This window comes from Actinomycetota bacterium (assembly GCA_018830725.1).
In the GTDB taxonomy this organism is placed as follows: Bacteria; Actinomycetota; Humimicrobiia; order JAHJRV01; family JAHJRV01; genus JAHJRV01.
Genome location: JAHJRV010000026.1, coordinates 1 through 7,441, shown reverse-complemented (window position 1 = coordinate 7,441; position 7,441 = coordinate 1). Strand labels below are relative to the sequence as shown.

Below are 7,441 nucleotides of genomic sequence, written 5' to 3'. Positions count from 1 at the left end.
CCACTTTTTTACCTGTAACACCTCCACCTTCCAAAGTTGCATAAACAGAGTTACCCAAGGGTTCCTGAACTGATGCAAATTCAAACGGTATCTTTTCAGAATTTTTCCATGCACATACTTCAGGAAGAGCTACATAATCTGCAAAAACACCATTTATATCGACTCCCAGGATTGAGACATTTTTACAAATATGTTGTTTTCCCGTTTTACACTGGAAGCACTGATTGCAAGGAATATGTGTTTCTGCAGATACAAAATCACCAACTTTTAAAGATTTAACATCAGTTCCAACTTCCACAATCTCTCCCGCAAATTCATGACCTATAATAAGAGGCGGTTTAATTCTATTTTGTGCCCACTCATTCCATTTATAGATATGAACATCAGTACCGCATATTGATGCCACTTTTACATTTACTAAAACCTCATTAGGACTAATCTTTGGAATATCTACAACTTCGAGCTCTGCTCCTGGTTTACTCTCTCTTTTTATTATTGCTTTCATTTTCTCTATCATCAAATTCCCTCACTATAATTAAACCATTAATAATTAAAAACTCTTTATTATCTCGTTAATAGTACATATTGTATTAATAATCTCTTAAAAACTTTTAAAAAAAGCAAAACTCCAGTTATTAGAAATTTTAACTAGAGCTTTTCCTTAGAAAATATTTCTTTCAAAAATACCTCTTTATATAAACTAAAAATGGAAAATAATATAATAAATCTGGTGCCCGAGGTCAGACTCGAACTGACACGGATACAATCCGACGGATTTTAAGTCCGTTGCGTCTACCAATTCCGCCACTCGGGCAATCCACTATATAAATATACCAATACTACAATAATTTAGTCAATACATAAATTTTACTATAAACGAGATGAGTTTGTAGTTTGTTCTTTAAAAAAGTAATAAAATTTTTATAATAATAAACTCATAAGCTTTCTTACATCCAATATATTAATTTAACTTCTAAATTTTGACAAATCTATAAAATCAAATAAAATTACCTACCAGAAATCACATTCCATTATTAAAAAGATTATCTAAAACAAATCGAAATAGTGTTAAAATTATAAACTAAAGTTCTTATCAGTTTACGAATTAATAACTATCTATTATTAATTTTAAAAAATAGAAAAAAAATAAAAAGAGAGGGGTAATTAAATTGAATGAGAAATTCAAAGAATTAAAGGTGCTCTTAGGTGAGATATCCGATTTACACGCTGCTACTGCTGTATTGAGTTGGGATCAACAGACCTATATGCCATTAGGTGGAGCTGAGAGTCGAGCAATGCAACTAACTACCTTAGCTAAAAAAACTCATGAACTCTTTATCTCTGATAAAATCGGACAACTACTTACTGATATTGAAGCTAAAGCTGGTGATCTTGATTATGACTCATTCGAAGCCAGCTTAATTCGCGTTACAAGACGTAATTATGATAGATTAAAACGGCTTTCACCTGAATTAGTTGCTGCGTTAGCTAAAGCAACTTCATTAGGTGATATAGCCTGGCGAAAAGCGCGAGAAAAATCAGATTTCTTCATATTTCGACCACATTTGGAAAAGATTTTAGATCTGACAATTCAAAAAGCTGAAGCGCTGGGTTATAAAGATAGAATCTATGATGCTTTGTTATATGAGTTTGAACCAGAAATGAAGACGGCTCAGGTGGAGGAACTCTTTAATGAAATGAAAGCGGAACTTATTCCATTAGTAAAAGCAATCTCAGAAAGACAAGATGCTTTAGATGACTCTATATTTAATCAAGATTTTGATATAGATAAGCAGTGGGATTTTGGAATAGAAGTTATCAAGCGCCTTGGATTTGATTTTAAACATGGTAGACAAGATCGTTCAACACACCCATTCACAACTTCATTTTCAATAGATGATGTTCGACTTACAACACGAATCTACAAAGACCAGTTCAAATCAGCACTATTTAGCTCTATCCATGAAGCTGGACATGGTATGTATGAGCAGGGTATTGACCAAACATTTAACAGAACTATTTTAAGAGGTGGGGTATCTTTAGGTGTACACGAATCCCAGTCACGTCTGTGGGAAAATGTTGTTGGTCGCAGTATGGAATTTTGGACCTTCTGGTTACCTCATCTAAAGAAATATTTCCCAAATCAATTGAAAGGTGTTGGTGTTGAATCCTTTTACCGAGCTATAAATAAAGTAAGTCCATCATTAATTCGAGTTGATACTGATGAAGTTACTTACAACCTTCATATATTTTTGCGATTTGAAATTGAGAATCTAATGTTGGAACGACAAGTTAAAGTCAAAGAGTTACCTGAGCTGTGGAACTTAAAGATGAAGGAGTACCTTGGTATTTGTCCTCCTAATGATGCTGAAGGTGTATTACAAGATATTCATTGGTCAATGGGTGGAATTGGTTATTTTCCTACTTATTCTTTAGGCAACTTACTATCTGTTCTTTTTTACAATCAAGCTATAAAAGATTTACCTGACATTCCAAGTCAGATAAAGAAAGGCAACTTTATACCATTATTAAATTGGATGAGAGAAAAAATCTATAAAGAAGGTGCAAAATACATACCTGATGAGTTAGTAAAAAGAGTAACTGGAGAGCCAATCTGCACGAAACCATTTTTAACTTATATGCAAAAAAAGTATACCGACATTTATGGTCTTTAAGTTAGAAAGTAGTCTACAAAATAAATAGTGAAGGTGCTAAGCACCTTCACTATTTATTTAATCTTATATGATTGGCTGGTTAATTATTATATTAGATTTATTGTTAGATATAGGTTATACTTCGATTATTTTAATATCTTCGATAACCTCTATTTTCTTCTCTTTTTCTGGGTGGTCGAGCTTCATCAACTCTTAGGGTACGGCCTTTAAAATCACTATCATTCAATGCTTCTTTTGCTTTTTCAGCTTCTTCTTGTTTAGACATTTCAACAAATCCAAAACCTTTACCTTCAATTATATTGACTTCCTTAACCTCACCATGTTTGGAGAACAATTCTTTTAGCTCTTCACTAGTTACAGAATAGCTAAGATTTCCGACATATAGTTTACTACCTTGCATAGTAACCTCCTTATACTTATTTCTCTCAGTCTATTAACGTTTCTTTTGGAAGTAGATGCAAGATAGCAATTCAAACTTCACAGTGAAAGTAATAATTAAACACAAGAGAACTTTCATTAAAAAAATTTACAGAAGATTTATTTGATTTTTATTATCAACTCCCTTAATACTTAACCAGCCATTTCATATAATCCTTTTTATATGAAACTTTTATTATATAAATAAAATACATTGCATTATAAACTATTTCAATTAAAAAAGCAATATTAAATATTTTAAATGTATTTTATATAGATTTTTAAAAAATGAATTCTTTTTGCTTTTATAGAATTTAAAGTATTATTCTCATTAGTATTTAATATTGGTAATTAATGTTTGAGGGACCAGTAGCTTTTAGCAAAATTCTCCCAAAATTGATAACTTATACCAAACTTTGCTTGCTCATTTCCAGATTCATCTTCATTTTCTGGAGACTCATTTACAACTGCATAAGCGGTTTGATCCTCCTTAACAAGTCCAAACTTCCTTCTCGCTTCTTCCTCTATATATTCTGGTGAGCTAATCCTTTCTATCTTTTTTTCGAGTTCTTTGTTTATCATTTTGGCTTGTTCTAATTCATTTTTAAGTAGTTCCATTTCTTTTCTCTGTTTTAAAATTTCGTTAGCAGTTGGTGTGTTAATAACTAAAAATACAATGACAAATAATATTGCTAGTATTACAGTTGGAGTAATCAATCTCTTTATTCTACTTCTTTCTTTTTCCCTAATCCTTTTTGAAATTTTCTCTTGATATCTATCTTTATTTATTCTTGCCAAATCCTCTCCGATTTTTAGAATATTTTAAACTCCTTACAATTTTATATTAAATCAAAAAATAATATTTCCTTCTTTTTATTGATATTTTTTTTGTATTTCAAACAATATGAACTTTTAGCATATTTGTAGTACCAGGTCGATCAACCAATACTCCTGCAGTGATTACTACAACATCACCTTTACTAATAAATTCATTTTCTAAAGCAAGATTCACTGCATTATCTATCATCTCATCTATATTTTTCGAATGTATTGATATAATCGGGTAAACTCCCCATGATAATTTTAATTGATTAACTACTCTCTGAACAGGGCTTACAGCAACAATAGTAGTTGGTGGATGATTCTTGGAGATCTCACGAGCAGTATGACCAGATTTAGTTGAGGTTATAATAGCAGCTGCATCAAGATTTTTTGCAATTTCACAAGCAGCAAGTGCTATAGAATCAGTTACGCTTTTATAACCGATCTTTAGTTTTTCTATCATCTTTGTACCATAATCAATCATTGATTCAGTACTATTGATTATTTTTGACATAATTATTACACTTTCCACTGGATATTTACCAATCGCAGTCTCAGCAGATAACATAACTACACTTGCTCCATCATAAACAGCATTAGCAACATCACTGGCTTCAGCTCTTGTTGGTCTTGGATTTTCAACCATAGACTCTAACATCTGAGTGGCAATAATTACAGGTTTTCCCTCCAAGTTGCTGTGATTTATTATCATTTTTTGATATTTGGGTACATCTTCGATTGGCATTTCAACTCCCAAATCACCTCTGGCAACCATCACCCCATGAGCAGCTCTTATTATAGAATCGATATTTGTAATTGCTTCATGTTTTTCTATCTTTGCTATCACCTTCACATTCGAACCAAAGTCTTCTATAACTTCTCTAACCTTCTCAACATCTTTTGATGATCGAACGAATGATATGCTAATCCAATCTACATCCTGATTAAGAATGAATATTAAATCGTTATGATCCTTTGGGGTAAAGGAATCAAGATTTAATGTGATATCAGGAAGATTCACTCCTTTATTTGATCGAAGAATTCCACCATTTATTATTTTGCATTCAACTTCACTTGGATATTTTTTTATGACATTAAGTTCAATCCTACCATCATCTAAGAGAACCCTTGTTCCGGGTTCAACATCATTTATAAATCCCTTATAAGATATTTGCAGTTTTTTCTCATCACCTAAAAAAGGATCTATTGTTAAAAAGTAAGTCTCTCCTTTTTTAAGAGAGACACCATCTCCCTTTACCTTGCAACCCCTTATTTTTGGACCCTGAAGATCCACACATATTGCTACATCTGTTTCTTTTTTACTTGCAACTTTTCTAATTATTTTTATATTTTTTTCTATTTCTTCTTGACTAAGATGAGCAAAATTTAAGCGAAATATATCAGTACCTTCATTAATTAGTGCTTCTATCATTTTCTCACTACTTGTTGCTGGACCTATAGTACACATTATTTTTGTTCTTCTCATAAATTTTCTCCTTTTTTAGATTCCAATATCTTTTTAGCTTTCTGCCAGAGAACTTCCTTCTCATCCAATGATAATTCTTCAAGTTGGTTTCCCTGCTCTTTACTTAACTTTTTTATAATATCAAATCTATCCTTAAACTTTTTTGAGGATTTTCTTAAAACATCCTCTGAATCAATCCTGTATCTTCTTGCAATATTTACAATTGTAAATAACAAATCTCCAAGTTCATCAGCTAAATCTTTAGATTTCTCTCTTAAACTCTTCTCTAATTCTGAAATTTCCTCCTTAAGTTTTGGTAATAAATCCTCTTTTTTATCCCAATCAAAACCAACCCTTGCTGCTCTCTCTTGTAGTCGATGAGCATATTGTAGTGCAGGTAATGTTGAATGAGTTTTAGAGATTTCAACAATTTTTTCCTTCTTTGACTTTTTCTCTTGTTCTTTTATTTTTTCCCAATTTCTTAAAATCTCTTTAGATGACTTAACATTAACATCACTAAATATATGCGGGTGTCTTCTTATTAGTTTATTAGCTAGAGAATCTATTATTCCGTAAATATCAAATTTTCCCTCCTCGTTTGCTATTTGAGCATGAAAAACAAGTAACAATAGTAGGTCACCGAGTTCTTCCTTGAGTCCCTCACTATCATCTCTATCGATAGCATCAACAACTTCATATGACTCTTCAATCAAATTTTTCTTTATAGACTTTGAAGTCTGTTCTTTGTCCCATATGCAACCGTTTGGACCTCTTAAATGTGCTATTATATCTAACAAATCTTCAAATGTATACTTTTTATCCTTCTTAAATTTCATTAGTTTAAATTATCATGTTTAATAAATTTATTAATTTATTATTTCAAGTCATATATGCTTTATATCAATTATTTTTCTTAATTTCTATTATATTTTGTTTTTTAAAAGTGATATTAAAAACTATTATATTAAATATTTAAAATTAAATTTTAGGAGCTGAAATGAGTGACACGGGTCACAACTCGCATAATAACCACAAAGCTTATCAAAGAAACCCACCAAGCGATAACTCGCAGAGACATATACCCTAAAGTCGCCGTGAGAGGTATAAGCAGTGAAGTGAGAAAGAGGATACCTAGAGCAAAACTTCCCCAAGCCCACCAGCGAAATTCTTTTTTAATCTCTGAAGAAATTGCCACCTCGCGCCGCTGCAATCCAGCAGTATAAAGATGGAGAGCTCCATTAGTTAGTGCAATTATGGCTATCAATACCGGGAAAACTATTGAGCCGATCTCTTTGGTAGCAGAGCCAGGAAGAATCACCAGTCGAAAGACAGGAGGAGTCAAAACAACGAAGAATGCTAGCCAGAATACTGCAAAATCGAGCCCTTCATAGAAAGTAGAAACAACGGCGTAGATTCGGAATAGCCTATTCCAGAGCACAATTATCAGAAAGAAAAGGAAAGCAAAGTGAACCAGCGATAAAGTCAAATCTGCTGCTACTTTCACAGGGAGTTCCATCAAAGAGAAAGCACTCAAACCCACAGCCATCCCAAATATTGCACTATTCATAGCCCTCACCTTTGAGTAGAAGACTTGATTCATTTCCTTCACCTCGGGGGATTTATCTATTGCGATCGGCATTCGCCTCCTGATGAAGAGATCAACCACCGTAAGCACCACGAAAAAGGCACCGAAAGCCCATGCTAAGCCAATAGCCCGTACCGGGATATCTACCCCAGGTTCTAGAGATACAGTCTCCTCAAACGGAACGAGGAGGGAAAGAAAGGCAACCACTGAACCTGCCATAAGACCAACTGTGGTAGCTCTCAAATCAGCCAACAGCCACCTAGGTAGAGTGTGACTCTCCGATGTCCGCAAGGCAATGATGACAATCAGAGTAGCTAGAGCAAAGACGAGACCTGCGCTGATTACAAGGAAGGTTGCCCCCAATCCCTTGATCTCCGAAGACAGAGTAAGATGAGCGCTGAAGGAGAGTGGAATCAGAAAAACTACCAGTATAAGGCTTAGTACAAAAAGTCGACCATCTGAAGGGGCAATAGCAGT

The 7,441-nt window shown here is 33.3% G+C and carries 7 protein-coding genes and 1 tRNA gene; 1 reads left to right on the top strand and 7 read right to left on the bottom strand.

The genetic code is table 11. From position 1 onward, the window contains the following. Nucleotides 1-517 (bottom strand): alcohol dehydrogenase catalytic domain-containing protein (locus tag KKC53_01185; protein ID MBU2597787.1); only part of this gene is annotated, 517 nt, incomplete at its 3' end. A 211-nt stretch (nucleotides 518-728) separates the two neighbouring features. Next, a tRNA-Leu gene (locus tag KKC53_01180) sits at nucleotides 729-814 on the bottom strand. A gap of 355 nt (nucleotides 815-1,169) precedes the next feature. Between KKC53_01180 and KKC53_01175 the strand changes: the two genes are divergently transcribed. Next, entirely contained in the window at nucleotides 1,170-2,675 is a 1,506-nt protein-coding gene (locus KKC53_01175) for a carboxypeptidase M32 (GenBank protein ID MBU2597786.1), read from the top strand. Between the two features lie 130 nt (nucleotides 2,676-2,805). Here KKC53_01175 and KKC53_01170 read toward each other — a convergent pair whose 3' ends face one another. The 5 genes from KKC53_01170 to KKC53_01150 form a co-directional block, all read right to left on the bottom strand. Then, the gene (locus KKC53_01170; protein MBU2597785.1) at nucleotides 2,806-3,075 is read right to left on the bottom strand and encodes an RNA-binding protein; all 270 of its coding nucleotides are present in this window, start codon (nucleotides 3,073-3,075) and stop codon (nucleotides 2,806-2,808) included. Nucleotides 3,076-3,443: 368 nt separating this feature from the next. Further along, on the bottom strand, nucleotides 3,444-3,890 hold the full coding sequence (locus tag KKC53_01165; GenBank protein MBU2597784.1) for a septum formation initiator family protein: 447 nt from the start codon (nucleotides 3,888-3,890) through the stop codon (nucleotides 3,444-3,446). A 97-nt stretch (nucleotides 3,891-3,987) separates the two neighbouring features. Beyond that, nucleotides 3,988-5,400: a pyruvate kinase gene (gene pyk / locus KKC53_01160; GenBank protein ID MBU2597783.1), complete on the bottom strand. Its 1,413-nt coding sequence runs from the start codon at nucleotides 5,398-5,400 to the stop codon at nucleotides 3,988-3,990. After that, nucleotides 5,397-6,215 carry a nucleoside triphosphate pyrophosphohydrolase gene (gene mazG / locus KKC53_01155; protein ID MBU2597782.1) on the bottom strand — a complete coding sequence of 273 codons (819 nt, stop codon included), beginning with the start codon at nucleotides 6,213-6,215 and terminating at the stop codon, nucleotides 5,397-5,399. Before mazG ends, pyk begins: the two co-directional genes overlap by 4 nt. 149 nt (nucleotides 6,216-6,364) lie before the next feature. Then, nucleotides 6,365-7,441 (bottom strand): hypothetical protein (locus KKC53_01150; protein ID MBU2597781.1); only part of this gene is annotated, 1,077 nt, incomplete at its 5' end.